This is a genomic window from Nocardiopsis aegyptia (assembly GCF_013410755.1).
In the GTDB taxonomy this organism is placed as follows: domain Bacteria; phylum Actinomycetota; class Actinomycetes; order Streptosporangiales; family Streptosporangiaceae; genus Nocardiopsis; species Nocardiopsis aegyptia.
This window is the reverse complement of record NZ_JACCFS010000001.1, coordinates 21,883-37,151: the sequence shown is the minus strand read 5'-3', so window position 1 is coordinate 37,151 and position 15,269 is coordinate 21,883. Positions and strand designations below refer to the sequence as shown.

Here is a 15,269-nt window from a genome sequence, read left to right as displayed (position 1 = left end):
ATACATACGATGACTGTGTATGGCGACGCGCCACCGTTGATGCTTGCAATGGGTCACGCTCTGAACGCAAATGGTCATCGACTGATGAGAGCGGGGGTGACATGCCGGAGGACGGTCAGGAGAGTCGGCTCGTGGTCCTGAGCGAGGAGGACCTCAGCGACGAGGCCCCGACGCGCGACGCGGACGACCCGATACACGTCGAGCGGCCACGAACGCCCCTGACCGAGGGGATCGGACATGGACGACCTCAGCGATGAGGTGCCCCGCGAGGCGGCGGGGCCTGGGGTCGAGGTGGCGAGTTCCGAGGACCTGGAGGACGAGGTTCCGGCGGAGCCCGCGCCGCCGGCCTCCCGCCGCTCGCGCGCCGCACCGGAGCCGCCTCCGCACGTGCTGCTCCGACCGCCCGAGGTCCAGCAGTTCGGCTTCGGCCTTCCGGGAGGGTTCGGGGTCAGCTACCAGACGCAGTCCGAGGCCGGCTCGTCGCACAGCCTGACCACGGCCCTGGTGAACGTCCTGGCCCTGGCCGCGGGGAGCGGGTACGCGGTGGCGGGGCTCTTCTGGATCAGCTCCCTCGTGGAGTCGCCGCTGTGGGTCCCCCTCGGGGGGCTGGCCGTGCTCGTGTCCGTCGCCGTCGCCGCGATCTGGCACGTCAGGAGGGCGCGGGGCCGTCAGGGGCCGGAGGGCGAGCGCCCGGCCGTGCGGGATTGAGGGATCTCGGGCCGACGCCCGTGTCGGTTCCGCGGGGAGCGGCTAATGAGATCTACGTCGTAAAGGCGTGGGGCGTGCGAACCGTAGGCGAGACACCGCTCACACGGCCCCGTCGCTAGAATCGCCACGACACTCTCCGCGCACCGAAAAGAACCCATGATCCCCTCACATCTCCTGGGCGACCAGTGACCCTCGACCCCGAGATCCTGGGCCTGCTCCTGCTCGCCGGCGTGGCCGCGGGCTGGGTCGACGCCGTCGTCGGCGGGGGAGGGCTCCTCCTCCTGCCCGCCCTGCTGATCGCCGCGCCCACCACACCCCTGGCCACCCTGCTGGGCACCAACAAGCTGGGCGCGGTCTTCGGCACCACCTCCGCCGCCCTCGCCTACGCCCGCCGGGTCCCGCTCGACCGCCGGGTCGTCCTGCCCACGTCCGCGCTCGCGCTGCTCGGCTCGGGGCTGGGCGCCGTCCTGGCCACCGCCCTGACCGCCGACGTCCTCAAACCCGTCATCATGGTCGTCCTGGCCGGTGTGGCGCTGCTGGTGTACTTCCGCCCCGCCATGGGCTCGGTCTCCGACCCCCGACTGCGCACCCGCAACCGGCTGCTGGCGGCCATGGCCCTGGCCGGGCTGGGCGTGAGCTTCTACGACGGGCTGATCGGCCCCGGCACCGGCGTCTTCCTCATCATCGCGCTCACCGCCGTCCTGGGCATGGACTTCGTCACCGCCTCCGCCTCGGCCAAGATCGTCAACGTGTGCACCAACCTCGGCGCCCTGGTCGTCTTCGCCTTCGGCGGGCACATCGACTGGCTGCTGGGCCTGGGGTTGGCCGTGAGCACCATCATCGGCGCCCAGATCGGTGCGCGCATGGCGCTCAGGCGCGGTTCGGGCTTCGTCCGCGCCGTCCTGCTCGTCGTGGTGCTGCTCCTGCTGGTGCGCATGGCCTGGGACCTCTTCGCCTGACGGGTCAGTCCCCGTCCGCGGCGTGGGCGGCCAGGGCGTCCGCAGCCAACAGGGCCAGGGCCGCCGCCTGGTCGCCGAGTACACCGTCGTCGAAGACCGCCCGCGGCGAGTGGTTGGGGGCCGGCTCCCCCTCGACGCCGGGCGGGGTGGCGCCGAGCATGAGCATCGTGGCCGGCACCCGTCGCGCGACGAAGGAGAAGTCCTCCGCGCCCATGGTCGGCCGCGGTGACTCGACCACCCGCGCGCCGAAGGCGCCCCGCAACGCCTCCATCGCCCGCCGGGTGGTCCGCTCGTCGTTGACCACGCTCGGGTAGCCGGTGTCGAGCCGCACGGTGGCGCGCGTGCGGTGCGCCTCGGCCACGCCCCGGACGACTCCGGGCAGCTCGGCCTCGACCCGGGACAGCGCCTCGGGCGACATGGTGCGGACGGTGCCCGCCAGACGGGCCGAGCCGGGGATGACGTTGTCGGCGCCGGCCCCGGCGGCCAGCTCGGTCACCGAGAGCACCACGGGATCGAACACGTCGAACCGGCGCGAGGCGAAGGCCTGCAGCGCCGACACGGTCTCGGCGAGCGCCGGTACGGGGTCGACCGCCTCGTGCGGCCGGGACGCGTGGCCGCCGCGCCCGTGGACCTCCACGCTCAGGTGCGTCGAGCCGGCGGTCACGGTGCCGGTGCGGGTGAGGAAGACGCCGCGCGGCCCCTGTCCGACGTGGATCGCGAACGCCGCGACCGGGGGCGTACCGGCCGCCTCCAGCAGCCCCTCGTCCAGCATCAGCGAGGCGCCGCGGTACCCCTCCTCGCCCGGCTGGAACATGAACACCACGTCGCCCGCGAGCGTGTCGCGGAACCTGTGCAGGATCCGGGCGGCGCCGACCAGGCCGGCGACGTGCAGGTCGTGGCCGCAGGCGTGCATCGCCTCGCCGGTGGCGCGGAACGGCAGCCCGGTCGCCTCCCGCAGGGGGAGGGCTTCCATGTCCGCGCGCAGCAGCACGGCGGGGCCCGGGCGCGCGCCGCGCAGGACCGCGACCACCGAGCCCAGCGCGCCGCCCGTGCGCACCTCCAGCCCCAGGGGTGCGAGGGCGTCGAGCACACGGCGCTGCGTGCGGGGCACCTCCAGCCCCACCTCCGGGTCGGCGTGCACGGCCCGGCGCAGTGCGACCAGGTCCGGGAGGAGTTCGCGACCGGCGCGGACCGATCGCTCGGCGAAGCCGTCGGGGACGGCACCTGACATGTTCATGCGGCCTCCTGGGAGCCGGACGGTGTGCGGGATCGCGGCCGCGCGGGCCGGGCGGCGGCCCGCCGGCGCGGGCGGGCGGTCTCCTTCTCGGGGCCAGGGGCGGTGGCCGGCGTCGGCCGTCCCCGTTCAGGGCGTCACCACGGCGAAGGCCGGATCGGGTGCCTCCAGGACGCGGAACAGCGCGCGGAGCTCACCGGGGTCGCCCTCGTACTCGGCGTCGCCGAGGTCGCGGCGGGCCAGGACGCCGACCAGGCCCGGCTTCGTCGTGGTGAGGGTCAGGCGGGCCCGCGGGTCGGGTTCGCGGTCGCGGTGGTGCACGAGCACGCCGTTGGCCAGGCGCAGGTGCCAGACCGCGTCCTGGTCGGGCAGGCGCAGGTCCACACGGACGTCGAGGTCCCAGGCGGCGGGTCCGTCGATCCGCACGGCGAGGGAGTCGAGGAGCTGGTCGACGCTCAGAGCGGCCAGCAGGCGGGAGCCGCCGGGTCGGCGGGCCGGCGGGGGGCCGTGCAGGAGCTCCCGCGCTCCGGTGAGGTAGGCGTTGCGCCAGGTCGCGTTCTCGCAGCCGTGGCCGAGCGAGGTGTAGGCGTGGGCGAGGCGTCGCCGCGCCCCCTCGTGCTCCGGCTCGGCGAAGACCGCGTGGCCGAGCAGGGTGGCGGCGAAGCGGAGGTCGCCCTCGGCGAGGAGGGCGTCCGCGTGCGCGAGTGCGGCGTCGATCCCGCCGAGCAGGCGCACCCAGCGCCTGGCCTCCTCGACCGGCGGGTGCTCCCACAGGTGGGCGGGGTTGCCGTCGTACCAGCCGAGGTAGCGCTGGTAGATGCCCTTGACGTTGTGGCTCAGCGATCCGTAGTAGCCGCGGTTGGCCCACTGCCGGTCCAGGCCGGGCGGCAGGGTGAGCTCCTCCGCGATCTCGCGCGGGGTCAGGCCCCGGTTGATCAGCCGCACGGTCTGGTCGTGCAGGTAGGCGTAGAGGTCGCGCTGGCCGGTGAGGAAGCGCTCGATCCGGTCCGCGCCCCAGGTGGGCCAGTGGTGGGTGGCGAAGGCGACGTCGGTGCGGTGCCCGAAGAGCCGGATCGCCTCGGTGAGGTAGTGCGCCCACTGCCGGGCGTCGCGGACCTGGGCTCCGCGCAGGGTGAGGATGTTGTGCATCGTGTGCACGGCGTTCTCGGCCAGGCACAGCGCCCGATGGGCGGGCAGGTACATGTTCATCTCCGCCGGCGCCTCGGTGCCCGGCGTGAGCTGGAACTCGATCTCCACCCCGTCCACGACCCGGACCTGTCCGGTGCGGGTGACCGACTCGGTGGGCTCGACGAGTCCGATGGTGCCGGACGCCAGTCGCGGTCCCAGGCCGCAGCCCAGGTGGCCGGCGGGGGACGCTTCGAGCGCGGTTCCGTACATGAAGCCGGACCGCCGGGCCATCGCGGGCCCGGCGTGGACGTTCTCGGAGACCGCGTGTTCCAAGAAGCCCTCGGGGGCGATCACGGGGACCCCGGGCGCGGCGTCGGCGAGCACACCGTCCACGCCGCCGAAGTGGTCGGCGTGGGGGTGGGTCAGGATCACGCCGGTGACCGGCCGGTCACCGCGGTGGGAGCGGTAGAGCGCCAGTGCGGCGGCGGCGGTCTCGGCGGTGGTCAGCGTGTCGATCACGATGACGCCGCTCGCGCCCTCGACCAGGGTCATGTTGGCCAGGTCGAGTCCGCGGACCTGGTAGACGCCCTCAGTGACCCGGAACAGGCCGTGCTGGGCCGCGAGGCGGCTCTGCCGCCACAGGCTCGGATGCGCCTGCTCGGGTGCGGGCCCCTCCAGGAAGGCGTAGGCCTCGGCGTCGTGGACCAGGCGTCCGTCGGCGCCGGTGACGCGTGCGGGATCGAGCGACGCCACGAATCCGCGTTCGGCGTCGCGCCGGTCCTGCTCGTCCTCGGGGGGCAGGTCGGGGCCGTGCTCCTGGGCGGCGCTCATGACCGGCCTCCCGCGGCGGTGACCAGTTCCCGGATGATGCCCTCGCGCTGGATCTCCGAGGCGCCGGTCAGGACGCGGAACATGCGCAGCTGCCGCCAGATGACCTCGACCGGGGCCCCGCGCACCATCCCGGCCTTGCCGTGGAGCTGGACGGCCTGGTCGGCGATGGCGAAGGCGCGCTCGCCCACGAACAGTTTGCACATGAAGGACTCCAGGCGCGGCCGGTGCCCGGCGTCGAGCGCGGCGAGGGCGTCGTAGGTCATGGAACGGGCCGCGTAGTAGTCGGTGGCCATGTCCGCGAGCTTGTGCTGGACGGCCTGCTTCTCCAGCAGGAGCCCGCCGGAGACCGCGCGCCCGGCGGCGAAGTCGAAGGCCAGGCCGAAGGCCCGCCGTGCGGCGCCCAGGGCGGTGGGGCAGTGCAGCAGCCGGTTCGCGGTGACCCGGCCCAGGCTGATGCGCAGTCCCTGCCCCTCCTGGCCGAGCAGGTTCTCGGCGGGCACGAAGCAGTCGTCCAGGACGACGTCGCTCTCGATGTTCTGCCCCGACAGGGGGACCTGGCCGGGCAGGACGCGGCAGCCGGGCGAGTCGAGGTCGACCAGGAACGCGGAGTAGGACTCCTCGTCGCCGTCCATGCGGGCGACCAGGATGGCGAAGTCGGCGAAGGTGCCGCCGGTGCTGAACACCTTGTGCCCGGTGATCCGGTAGCCGCCCGGGACCGGGGTCGCGGTGGTGCGCATGCGGCGTACGTCCGAGCCCGCGTCGTCCTCGGTCATGGAGAAGCAGCACGCCCGTTCGGCCCGTACGACCGGCAGGAGGTACTTGTGGACCTGGTGGTCCGTGGCGTGCTCGAAGATCGCGCCGACGCGCAGGGGCCCGCCCATGTCGCCGAGCACGCTGGTGGCCAGCACGCGGCCGGAGGCGCCCACCTCCTCCTTGAGCGCGGCCAGCTCCGTGAGGGACAGGGCCCGGCCGCCCAGGTGCTCGGGCAGGTGGACGCCGTAGAAGCCGAGTTCTCGGCTGCGCCGCCAGACCGGCTCCAGCATGGAGCGCCGCAGCGGTGTCTCGGGCTCCAGCCCGAGGTCGGCCTCGTACTCCGCCAGTTCGCCGGACAGGTAGTCCCGGAGCCGTGTGACGAGGTCGTCCAGGCGGGGGTTGTCGTCGTAGGTCGGTCGCAGTGCGAAGGTCATGGCCCTCTCACCCCACCTTTCGTTCGGTGCCGGCCCACTCGCGCTGTCGGAGCGAGCGCCGGTCGATCTTGCCGTTGCGGTTGCGGGGGAGCCGGGGGACGAACTCGACCAGGCGGGGGAGTTTGACCCTGGAGAGCCGGGTCGCGCAGAACTCGCGCAGTTCCTCGGCTGTGGGGTCCGTGCCGGGGTGGGGCGTGACGAACGCCTTGACGGTCTCGCCCCAGCGCTCGTCGGGGACGCCCACCACGCACACCTCGTAGACGGCGGGGTGCTCGTACAGGGCGGCCTCCACCTCGGTGCAGTAGACGTTGTAGCCGCCGGAGATGATCATGTCCTTCTTGCGGTCCACGATGAACAGGTAGCCGTCCCAGCGGAAGAAGCCCAGGTCGCCGGTGTGCACCCAGCCGTCGCGGAAGGTCTGGGCCGTGGCCTCGGGGGCGTGGAAGTACTCCTTGACGCAGTCGGGTCCGCGCGCGACGATCTCGCCCACCTGCCCGTCGGGGAGGGGTAGGCCCCCCTCGTCGACGACGCGGACCTCGGTGTCGAAGACGGGCCGCCCGCAGGAGAGCAGCAGTTCGGGGTCGGACTCGATCCCGCGCACCACGTCCTCGGAGGTGAGGAAGGTGATGGCGCTCGTGGTCTCTCCCTGGCCGTAGCCCTGGTTGACCACGGGGCCGAACAGTTCGACGGCCTCGCGCAGGCGGGCGGGGCTCACGGGCGCGCCGCCGATCGTGACGCTGCGCAGCCGCGACAGGTCCCTCTCGCGTGCGCTCGGCGCGGCCAGCACCAGGTTGAGCATCACCGGCACCAGGAAGGTGTGGGTGACGCGTTCGCGTTCCAGGGCGTCGAGGTAGGCCTCGGGGTCGAAGGCGGGCAGGACCACGACGGTGGAGCCGCGGAAGAAGCAGCCGAGGATCACCATGCCGCTGGCGTGGGTGATGGGACCGGGGGCGAGGTAGACCGCTCCGGGGCCGGCGGAGCCCTGCGGGTTCATCGCGAGCTTGCGCATGTTGGCCAGGCGGTTGCCGACGGTCTGGACGGCGGCCTTGAGGGTGCCGGTGGAGCCGGAGGTGAAGTTCAGGACCGCGGGGTCCTCGGCGTCGAGGTCGACGGCCACCGGGTCGGGGGCGCCCTCGGCCAGCAGGGAGGCGTAGGCGGCGGGGTCGCCGGCGGCTCCGTCGAGGGCGACCACGAGGCAGTCCAGCGCGCGGGCGTCGACGATCGTGCGCACCGCGTCGAGGTGGGCCGCGTCGACCAGGACGAGCCGGACCCGTGCGTCCACCAGGACGTGTTCGACCTCGGCCTCGGCCAGGCGGGCGCTGATCGGTACGCGCAGGCATCCGGCCTTGCAGATCGCCATCTCGGCGACGACCAGCTCTCCGCGGTTGCCGGCCAGGGTGGCGACCGCGGTGCCCGGGCCCAGACCGCGCGCGAGGAGTGCGCCGGCCAGGCGGTTGGACTCCGCCTCCAGTTCGCCGTAGGTCCAGCGCCGCTCCCCGGACACCAGGGCCTCCGCCTCCGGCCGGTGGGCCGCGCTGCGGGTGAGATAGCTGCCAAGGTTCACGTGCTCTCCAATGTTCGATGAGCGAGCACGAAGATATTAGACAGAGTGTCCAGGAAATGTCCAGAAGGCCGGACCTTGCTAGAAAGAGCCCATGACACAAGAGGATCGGCGGACCCTGCGCACGCGGGCCGCACTCCGGACGGCGTTCGTCTCCCAGGTGCTCGAACGCGGGTACGCCGGCGTCAGGGTGGAGCACATCGCCGCGGCGGCCGACGTCGGAAGGGCGACGTTCTACACGCACTTCCACGACAAGGAGGCGCTCTACGACCACGTGGTCGAGGTCGTCCTGGACGAGCTGCGCGAACGGCTGGCCCCCGTCGACCGCCGGGGCGTGGGCTTCACCGGGCGGCCGGTGGCCGAGCTCTTCCGCCACGCCGCCGAGCAGCCCGACGTGTACAGGCTGATCCTGCGCGGGGAGGGCGACGGCCGCGGCCTGCGGGCCCTGACCGACGCCTGGACCGCCACGGCCCACGAGATCTTCACCGAGCGCACCCGGGCCCAGCGCACCCGGCCCCGGGTCGACCTGCGCGTCATCGCGCGCGCCTGGGTCGGCGAGCAGGTCTCGGTGCTGCTGTGGTGGCTGGAGTCGCCGGCGCCGCGCCCGGACACCGAACAGGTGGTGGAGACGCTGGTCGAGCTCTCCCGGCGCGGGCGCTACTGGGCGACGGGCTTCGACTCGTTTTCCGACTAGGGGGTTGTGTGGTGCCGGTCACTGTGCTTATCTTCTGGACACCTCGACTTCTACTGGACAGAGTGTCCAGGATCTAGAGAAGGGTCGGCCCTGTGTCCCCGCACCGAAGACTCCTGCACGAATACCCCACCGGAGCCCGGCGCCGGGTCCTGTTGGCCGTCGTCGTCCTGGCGCTGTTCATCTCCGCCTACGAGGGGCAGCTCGCCCCGGTCCTGCCGCTGCTGTTGTCGGACCTGGGCATGTCCCTGGCGACCTACGGGCAGATCACCGCCCTGTCGCTGCTGTTCGGGGCCGTGTCCGGGTACCTGGGAGGCGAGCTGGTCGACCGGATCGGCCGCGTCCGGGTGCTGGTGCCGTTCATGTTCCTCTCCGCGGCGGCGTGCCTGTTCATGGCGCTGTCGCAGTCCGTGGAGCACTTCATCGCCGCGCGCATCCTGCTCGCCTTCGTCGAGGGCGTGGCGATGGCCGGCACCCAGCCGCTGATCCGGGACTTCACACCGAGGATGGGCAGGGCCCAGGCCTTCGCGTTCTGGAGCTGGGGCCCCGCCGGGGCGAACTTCTTCGCGGCGGCCGTCGCCGCGCTGACACTCGACCTGTTCGGCGGCTCCTGGCGCGCACAGATCCTGCTGATGACCTGCACGGCCTTCGTCGGCGCGGTGATCGTCGCCCTGACCCTGCGCGACCTGTCCCCGCAGCTGCGCCGCACAATCCGCCTCACCGAGCGCACCACCCGCGGGAGCGGCGGCGCGGTCCCGGCCGGGCACCCGCTGCGCCTGCTCCTGCGCCACCGGGTCATCTGGGCGCACGTGGGCGCGATGTCGCTGCTCTATGTGTTCCTCTCCACCATGAACGCCTACGGCCAGACCCTGCTGGCCGAGCACTTCGGCGTCACCGTGCGCACGGCCTCCGCGATCGTGATGGTGTTCTGGGCGAGCAACCTGGTGGCCAGCCTCGTCTTCGCCCGCCTCTCCGACAGGACGCAGAGGCGCAAGCCCTTCCTCGTCGGCGGCGGCGTGGCGGCGACGCTGCTGCTCGGGGTGTTCGTCCTGACGATGGGCGCCGGGGCCTCCGTCCCGCCTGCGCTCGTCATCGCGCTGCTCACCGCGGTCGGGATCTCGCTCGGTACCGTCTTCGGCCCGTGGATGGCCAGCTTCTCGGAGTACACCGAGGAGGTCCACCCGGACGCCCAGGGCGTGGCCTTCGGCCTGAGCCACTTCGTCAGCCGCCTGTTCATCTTCGTGGCGGTGCTGCTGGCGCCCGTGGTGGTCGCGGCCGGCGACTGGCGGCTGTGGACGGTCGTCACCCTGGTCACGACCGCCGGCTTCGCGCTCGTGGTCACCCAGGTCCAGGGCGGCCCGTCGCGGGCACGCCGGGTCCCGGTGTCGGCTCCCACCCACAGCGAGCCGGAGCGGGCCCCGGACGCGTGAGCCCCTGAGCCCTCCCGCCGCCCGGGACGCCCTCGCGTGGGGGCCGTGCGGAGCCCGGACCGGGCTCCGCACGCGCCTCACACCGCGGTCAGGTGCAGCAGGAGCGCCTGGGCCGGGTCCAGGTTGGGCAGCTGGAGCCCCGAGCGCGCCAGGACCGCGCCCGAGACCTCGACCTCCTCCCGCCCGTACCACGGCGGCGCGGACCGCTGGGTGGTGCCGGGCGTCCCGGCCTCCTCCCGCCGGCGCACCCGGTAGGTCAGGTCCTCGCACAGGCCCGGCAGGCGCACCCGGCCCGGCATCGCCCGGGCCGAGGTCGACAGGCGGGCGTAGAGGAAGACCGCCTCGCTCCCGTCGGGGGCCACCACCCCGTCGAGCTGCTCGGCGGGGTCGGGCGCGTCGGCGTGCACGAGGTCGCCCGAGTGCAGCAGCGGGCGCAGCTCCCGGTACAGCCCGATCCAGCCCGCCAGGACCTCCAGCTCGCGCGGCGCGCACCCGGTGATGTCCCACTCGATGCCCGCGTGCGCGACCAGGCTCGTCAGGCAGCGCAGGGACAGGTCGGTGAGGCGGCCCGTGGTGTGCGAGCGGGGCCCGCCGACGTGGGCGCCCACGAGTTCGGGCGGGATCAGCAACCCGGTCCAGCGCTGGATCGCCAGGCGCTCCAGGGGATCGTTGGTGTCGGAGGCCCACACCCGGTCGGTGCGCTCCAGGATGCCCAGGTCGCCCCGGCCGCCGCCGGAGGAGCACGACTCGATCTCCACCCGCGGGTGGCGGGCGCGCAGCCGGTCCAGCAGCGCGTACACCGCCAGTGTGTGGTGGTGGGTGCCCGCGCCGCCGGTGGGGGCGTGCACGGGTTCGAGCAGGTCGCGGTTGTGGTCCCACTTGACGTGGTCGGGGCGGTACTCGGTGAGCAGCGCGTCCAGGTGTTCGAACACGTACTCGAACGCCTCGGGGCGGGCCAGGTCGAGCAGGTGCTGGTGGCGGCTGGGCGGGGGCAGGCGGTCCGGGGCGGCCAGGAACCAGTCGGGGTGGGCGCGCGCGAGGTCGGAGTCGGGGTTGACCATCTCCGGCTCCACCCACAGTCCGACCTGCATCCCCAGGGAGCGGACGTGGTCGAACAGGGGGTGCAGCCCGTCGGGCCACACCTCGGTGTCCACGGTCCAGTCGCCGAGCCCGGCCGTGTCGTCGCGCCGGCCGCGGAACCAGCCGTCGTCCAGGACGAAGCGCTCCACGCCGATGGCCGCCGCGGTGTCGGCGAGGCGGGTGAGGGTGTCCAGGTCGTGGTCGAAGTAGACGGCCTCCCAGGTGTTGAGGACGACCGGCCGTGGGGAGGAGGGGTGGGACGCGCGCGAGCGCAGCCACCGGTGCACGCGCGCCGACATCCCGTCCAGGCCCCGGTCCGACCAGGAGAAGTACATCCACGGGGTGGTGTAGTGCTCCCCCTGGGCCAGGCGCACCTCGCCGGGGTGGGTGAGCTCTCCCCCGGCCAGGACGCCGTCGGCCTGCCCGGCGCCCTCGGGCAGGCGTTCGGCCAGGTGGACGTGGTCGCCGCTCCATCCGGTGTGCACGCCCCACACCTCGCCGTGGCCGAACCCGAACCCGGGGGTGCCCGCGGTGAGCACGAGCGGGGCGTCGTGCCCGGTCCGGCCGCGCCGGGAGGCCCGCAGCCGGGTGCCCATGGTGAGCTCCTGGCGCTGGGGCGCGCGCTCGCGGCACCAGCGCCCGGTCAGGTCCAGGACCTCGCCGGCCTCGCGCGGCAGGGGCATCGCGGCCAGGAGGGAGTCCAGGGTCCACACGGCGGGGTCGGTGTTGGTCACGGTGTGGCGCACGCGTACCAGGCCGGAGGCCTCCATGCGCACCTGGATGCGCAGGTCCAGCCCGGCGGTGCGCGCGGTGACGGTGAGGGCGCCGCCCCGGCCGCCGTCGCCGCCGGTGGCGACGCCCCGCCCGTCCTGGTCGAGGGGGTCCACGACGACCTCCTGGACGGTCCAGCGCGGGAAGGTGGCGCGGCCCTCGTGGTGGCCGGAGATCCCGGGGTGGCCGCGCCAGCCCTCGGCCTGGGAGGGCAGCAGCGAGACCGGGACCGGCTCGTCGAGGCCGTTGTTGGCGGCGGGCGGCGCGGAGACCGCGGCCAGGCCGGCGGTCCCGGCCAGGTCGGCGCCCCAGTGCAGTACGTGCGGCAGCCCGGTGTCGGGTACGGCCAGCACCAGCGCGGTCCCGGCGGCCCTCAGTTCGACGGTGCGGTGGGTCATCCCTTGCTCGCTCCCAGGGTCAGTCCCGCCACGAAATGGCGCTGCAGCAGGAAGAACACGATCAGCGTCGGCAGGGCGACGATGACGGAGCCCGCCGACAGAAGGTTGTAGTCGACGAAGAAGGCGCCCTGGAGGTTCTGCAGCGCCGTGGTGATGGGCATCTTGTCGCCGCTGGACAGCAGGGCCAGCGCCCAGAAGAAGTCGTTGTAGATCCAGGTCACCAGCAGGGTCGCCAGAGCCGCCAGGCTGGGCCGGCACAGGGGCAGCACGACCTTCCAGTACTGCTGGAACACGCTCGCCCCGTCGACCCTGGCCGCCTCCAGCAGGGAAGTGGGCATGGCCTTCATGAAGTTGCTCAGCACGAACGTGCAGAACCCGATCTGGAAGGCCACGTGGATCAGGACGACTCCCATGTGGCTGTCGTAGAGGGAGCCGGACTCGCTGATCCAGTAGGGCAGCCGGATGGAGGTGTAGAGGCGGAAGAGCGGGACCAGCAGCGCCTGGGGCGGCAGCAGGTTCGCGGCCAGGAACACCGCCAGCATCAGCAGGTTGAACCGGCGCGAGTAGTTGCTCAGCACGAACGCCGCGCACGAGGACAGGAACAGGGTCAGCACCACCGCGGGAACCGTGATGAGCAGCGAGTTCGCGAAGTAGACGGGCATCTCGCCCTGGGTCCAGGCGTTGGCGTAGTTGTCCAGGGTGAAGCCGCCCAGGGACAGGTAGCCGTGCACGGTCGTGTAGTCGTAGTCGCGCAGAGAGTTGATCACCGCCCACAGCACGGGGAAGAACCACGCCAGCGCGGTGATGAGGAGGAAGGCGTGCAGGGCGGCCCGGGCGGGTCGGATCCGGCGGCGGCGCCTCGCGGGCAGGGTCGTGGCGGTCACCGTTGGGCCCCTCTCAGCACGGTGGACACATAGATGGCGATGAAGACGAGCGAGAACGCGAGCATGATCACGGCCAGGGCGGAGCCGAAGCCCACCCGGCTGGCCTCGCCGATGACGTTGGAGGTCACCAGCGCGGAGATCAGTTCCAGCCCGTTGCGGCCCCGGTTGATGATCCACACCAGGTCGAAGGCCCGCAGCGCGTCGATGACGGTCACCACGACCACGACCACGTTGATCGGCAGCAGGGCCGGGAAGACCACGCTGGTGAACGTGCGCACCGGTCCGGCGCCGTCGATGGCGGCCGCCTCGCGCAGTGAGGGGTCGACGGCCTTCAGGCCCGCCAGGTAGAGCAGCATGATGTAGCCGGTGTGCTTCCACCCCGCCGCGACCAGGACCGCGTACAGGTTGATGTCGGGGTCGCCGAACCAGTCCACGGGCGGGCGGTCGGAGACCAGGGCGAGGAAGGCGTTGAGCAGGCCCTGGTCGCTGGAGTAGATGAGCTGCCAGATGAACCCGGTCAGGGCGAGCGAGAGCACGACGGGCAGGTAGAAGACGCTCTGGTAGACCGGGCCGCCGCGCAGCTCGCGGTCGAGCAGGACGGCGAAGAACATGCCCAGCACGGTGGGCACCGCGAAGAGGAACAGCAGCCACACGAGGTTGTTGCGCAGTGCCGGTTCGAAGGGCGGGTAGAGGGTGTAGGCGTCGGTGTAGTTCTGGGTGCCGATCCACTCGATGGTCTCCAGGCCGCCGATCCCGTCCCAGCGGGTGAACGACAGCAGGACCGTGGCGGCGGCGGGCAGCCAGACCAGGCCGATGACCAGGAACGCGGGGACGCCGAGCATCAGGGCGAGGGAGATCCGGTCGCGGCGCCCGTAGCGCAGCGTCGTGCGGCGGCCGCGGGGAGGCCTTCGCCGGTCGGGGGGCGGGGGCGCCGCCGGGGGTGCGGCTGTGGTGCCGGGGGTGGCCATGCCTTGCTCCTCACTGACCGAAGATGGACAACTTCTGGCGTTGGATGCTGGCGGTCAGGTCGGCGATGTCGTCGGGTCGGCTGAGGAAGCGCTGGAGGGCGGGGATCATCACGATGGAGGCGAAGTCGGGGCGCGAGTCGCGGTCCATGTACTGGGTGAGCGCCCCGGCGTTGACGACCATGTCGTTGACCTTGGCCTCCAGCGGGCTGAACCCGCTGGTGTCGGCGTCCAGGCGCAGGGGCAGGGCCTGGGGGTCGACCGCGGTGTAGACCTCCTCGGCCTCGCGCGTGCCGAAGTGCGCCAGCAGGGCGTGGGCGGCCTCGGGGTTGCGCGGGGTCCCCGAGGCCATGAACCCGTCGATGGGGGCCTCGACCGCGTCGGCGCCGATCTCGGCGTCGAACTCGGGGAAGGGGAAGCAGTCCAGGTCGTCCAGGTCCTCGCCCTCGGGGAAGACGTGGGTGAGGAACATGCCGCAGAGCATCATCCCGGCCTCGCGGCGCACCAGGGAGGTCTGCGCCTCGTTGATGCCCCGGCCCAGGGGGTCGGCCTGGTGGTGGGGCAGCAGTTCGGCCCAGGCGCCGAAGACGGCGCGGACCTCGGGGGAGTCCCAGGAGTGCAGGCCGTCGAGGAGTTCGAGGTGGAACTCGGGCCCGTTCAGGCGCAGGTTGAGGTGGTCGAACATGCCCATGGCGGGCCAGCCCTCGCGCACGCCCGAGGCGATCGGTTCGAGGCCGTCCCGGCGCATCCGCTCGCACAGTTCGACGAACTCCGCGCGGGTGGCGGGCGCCTCGTAGCCGTTCTCCTCGAACAGGCTCCTGCGGTGGAAGACCGCCCAGGGGGCGGTGGAGTCGGGGACCATGTACTGCTTGCCGTCGGGGGCCGAGCACAGGTCGCGGACCTGGTCGGTGAAGGCGCCCTCGAGGCCCTCCCACACCTGCGAGACGTCGCTGATCAGGCCGCGTTCGGCGAAGAAGCGCGTGCGGTATCCGGCGAACCACGCGATGACGTCGTCCGGCGTGCCCTGGAGGTAGTTGTTGATGCTCTCCTGGAAGGACGTGGAGTCGAAGGTGTTGATCTCCACGGTGTGGCCGGACTCCGCCTCGAAGAGGCCGACGATGTCCTGCATGGCCGCGCGCTGGGCGGCGTTGGCGCGGTTGGAGGTCAGCGTGACGGTGTTCGGGTCACGGGAGGAGCAGCCGGCCAGGGCGGGCAGGGCCGCGAGGGTCCCGGCACCGGCCAGTCCGCGCAGCAGGGAGCGGCGCCGGAGGCCGGGCGGCGCCGGAGGTCTGGGGTGCATCGTGGGCTCCTCCGAAACGGTGTGAAGGCGGTCACACGTGAATCTTCAACACGAAAGCCCACGTTGTCAACAGGTACGAACTTTTTCCAACAGGTATCGACGGTCGAATTGACACGAGCTCGGAACCTGCCAGGCTGTTACC

12 protein-coding genes are annotated in these 15,269 nt (G+C 72.5%); 4 read left to right on the top strand and 8 right to left on the bottom strand.

Translation table 11 applies throughout. The features are described from left to right. Window positions 1-237: 237 nt before the first annotated feature. A complete protein-coding gene (locus HNR10_RS00170; protein WP_179819833.1) occupies window positions 238-708 on the top strand; it encodes a hypothetical protein in 471 nt (156 codons plus the stop codon). A gap of 185 nt (window positions 709-893) precedes the next feature. Continuing rightward, window positions 894-1,667 carry a sulfite exporter TauE/SafE family protein gene (locus tag HNR10_RS00165; protein WP_179819831.1) on the top strand — a complete coding sequence of 258 codons (774 nt, stop codon included), beginning with the start codon at window positions 894-896 and terminating at the stop codon, window positions 1,665-1,667. A gap of 4 nt (window positions 1,668-1,671) precedes the next feature. On the opposite strand, the gene HNR10_RS00160 is transcribed toward HNR10_RS00165, so the two are convergent. The 4 genes from HNR10_RS00160 to HNR10_RS00145 all read right to left on the bottom strand — a co-directional run bounded on the left by HNR10_RS00160 (window position 1,672) and on the right by HNR10_RS00145 (window position 7,611). Beyond that, on the bottom strand, window positions 1,672-2,904 hold the full coding sequence (locus HNR10_RS00160; RefSeq protein WP_179819829.1) for a M20 metallopeptidase family protein: 1,233 nt from the start codon (window positions 2,902-2,904) through the stop codon (window positions 1,672-1,674). A 126-nt stretch (window positions 2,905-3,030) separates the two neighbouring features. After that, window positions 3,031-4,860: an alkyl/aryl-sulfatase gene (locus tag HNR10_RS00155; protein ID WP_179819827.1), complete on the bottom strand. Its 1,830-nt coding sequence runs from the start codon at window positions 4,858-4,860 to the stop codon at window positions 3,031-3,033. Next, window positions 4,857-6,047 carry an acyl-CoA dehydrogenase family protein gene (locus tag HNR10_RS00150; protein WP_179819826.1) on the bottom strand — a complete coding sequence of 397 codons (1,191 nt, stop codon included), beginning with the start codon at window positions 6,045-6,047 and terminating at the stop codon, window positions 4,857-4,859. Before HNR10_RS00150 ends, HNR10_RS00155 begins: the two co-directional genes overlap by 4 nt. Before the next feature lie 7 nt (window positions 6,048-6,054). Further along, entirely contained in the window at window positions 6,055-7,611 is a 1,557-nt protein-coding gene (locus HNR10_RS00145) for a class I adenylate-forming enzyme family protein (RefSeq protein ID WP_179819824.1), read from the bottom strand. A 91-nt stretch (window positions 7,612-7,702) separates the two neighbouring features. On the opposite strand from HNR10_RS00145, the gene HNR10_RS00140 reads away from it, so the two are divergent. Then, a complete protein-coding gene (locus HNR10_RS00140) occupies window positions 7,703-8,302 on the top strand; it encodes a TetR/AcrR family transcriptional regulator (protein ID WP_179819822.1) in 600 nt (199 codons plus the stop codon). Between the two features lie 92 nt (window positions 8,303-8,394). Beyond that, complete coding sequence (locus HNR10_RS00135) at window positions 8,395-9,729, top strand: MFS transporter (protein ID WP_179819820.1); 1,335 nt, start codon at window positions 8,395-8,397, stop codon at window positions 9,727-9,729. A gap of 77 nt (window positions 9,730-9,806) precedes the next feature. Here the strand turns inward: HNR10_RS00135 and HNR10_RS00130 are convergent, their stop codons facing one another. Genes HNR10_RS00130 through HNR10_RS00115 form a run of 4 tightly spaced genes read right to left on the bottom strand, consistent with a single transcriptional unit; the run spans window position 9,807 to window position 15,127 of the window. Beyond that, complete coding sequence (locus HNR10_RS00130) at window positions 9,807-11,978, bottom strand: alpha-galactosidase (protein ID WP_179819819.1); 2,172 nt, start codon at window positions 11,976-11,978, stop codon at window positions 9,807-9,809. Continuing rightward, window positions 11,975-12,862 (bottom strand): carbohydrate ABC transporter permease, encoded by an 888-nt coding sequence (locus HNR10_RS00125; protein WP_179819817.1) that lies wholly within the window; start codon window positions 12,860-12,862, stop codon window positions 11,975-11,977. Before HNR10_RS00125 ends, HNR10_RS00130 begins: the two co-directional genes overlap by 4 nt. Continuing rightward, the gene (locus tag HNR10_RS00120) at window positions 12,859-13,830 is read right to left on the bottom strand and encodes a carbohydrate ABC transporter permease (RefSeq protein ID WP_179819816.1); all 972 of its coding nucleotides are present in this window, start codon (window positions 13,828-13,830) and stop codon (window positions 12,859-12,861) included. Before HNR10_RS00120 ends, HNR10_RS00125 begins: the two co-directional genes overlap by 4 nt. A 10-nt stretch (window positions 13,831-13,840) precedes the next feature. Continuing rightward, the gene (locus tag HNR10_RS00115; RefSeq protein ID WP_179819814.1) at window positions 13,841-15,127 is read right to left on the bottom strand and encodes an ABC transporter substrate-binding protein; all 1,287 of its coding nucleotides are present in this window, start codon (window positions 15,125-15,127) and stop codon (window positions 13,841-13,843) included. Between the last annotated feature and the right edge of the window lie 142 nt (window positions 15,128-15,269).

Excerpts from the sequence above, each read along its gene's own strand:
- HNR10_RS00120 (WP_179819816.1), bottom strand. The coding sequence starts at position 13,830 with ATGGCCACCCCCGGCACCACAGCCGCACCCCCGGCGGCGCCCCCGCCC.
- HNR10_RS00115 (WP_179819814.1), bottom strand. The coding sequence starts at position 15,127 with ATGCACCCCAGACCTCCGGCGCCGCCCGGCCTCCGGCGCCGCTCCCTG.
- HNR10_RS00170 (WP_179819833.1), top strand. The coding sequence starts at position 238 with ATGGACGACCTCAGCGATGAGGTGCCCCGCGAGGCGGCGGGGCCTGGG.
- HNR10_RS00150 (WP_179819826.1), bottom strand. The coding sequence starts at position 6,047 with ATGACCTTCGCACTGCGACCGACCTACGACGACAACCCCCGCCTGGAC.
- HNR10_RS00155 (WP_179819827.1), bottom strand. The coding sequence starts at position 4,860 with ATGAGCGCCGCCCAGGAGCACGGCCCCGACCTGCCCCCCGAGGACGAG.
- HNR10_RS00140 (WP_179819822.1), top strand. The coding sequence starts at position 7,703 with ATGACACAAGAGGATCGGCGGACCCTGCGCACGCGGGCCGCACTCCGG.
- HNR10_RS00130 (WP_179819819.1), bottom strand. The coding sequence starts at position 11,978 with ATGACCCACCGCACCGTCGAACTGAGGGCCGCCGGGACCGCGCTGGTG.
- HNR10_RS00160 (WP_179819829.1), bottom strand. The coding sequence starts at position 2,904 with ATGAACATGTCAGGTGCCGTCCCCGACGGCTTCGCCGAGCGATCGGTC.